Source organism: Nguyenibacter vanlangensis (assembly GCF_013376155.1).
In the GTDB taxonomy this organism is placed as follows: Bacteria; Pseudomonadota; Alphaproteobacteria; order Acetobacterales; family Acetobacteraceae; genus Gluconacetobacter; species Gluconacetobacter vanlangensis.
Window position 1 is genome coordinate 1 of sequence record NZ_JABXXP010001246.1, and the last position, 553, is coordinate 553.

Consider the following 553-nt stretch of genomic DNA (forward strand, 5'->3'; position numbering starts at 1 on the left):
GGCCCGGCGGCGCCATGCCGCGGCGCTGCGCCAGCATGTCGCTATAGCCGCCGGCATATTCCACCCACCGCCCGTCGCCCTCGGCCACCAGCACCGACGTCGCCACGCGGTCCAGGAAATCGCGGTCGTGGCTGACCAGCAGCACGGTGCCGGAATAATCGTCCAGCATGTCCTGCAGCAGGTCCAGCGTTTCCAGATCCAGGTCGTTGGTCGGTTCGTCCAGCACCAGCAGGTTGGACGGCCGCGCCAGCGCGCAGGCCAGCATCAGCCGGCCGCGCTCGCCGCCCGACAGCATGCCGACAGGGGTGCGGGCCTGTTCCGGCCGGAACAGGAAATCCTTCATGTAGCCGATGACGTGGCGCTTCTCGCTGCCGACCTGCACCATGTCGCCGCCGCCGCCCGTCAGCGTATCGGCCAGGGTGCGGGCCGGGTCCAGCGTGCGGCGCTGCTGGTCCAGCGTGACGGTGGACAGGCTGGTACCGATGCGGATCTCGCCGGAATCGGGCTGGTCCTGGCCGGTCAGCAGACGCAGCAGCGTGCTCTTGCCCGCGCC

1 protein-coding gene is annotated in these 553 nt (G+C 70.3%); it reads right to left on the bottom strand.

Annotated elements, in window-relative coordinates:
- Positions 1 to 553, bottom strand: a 553-nt coding sequence (locus HUK84_RS22400) for an ATP-binding cassette domain-containing protein (protein WP_176642071.1), incomplete at both ends; no start/stop codon positions are given.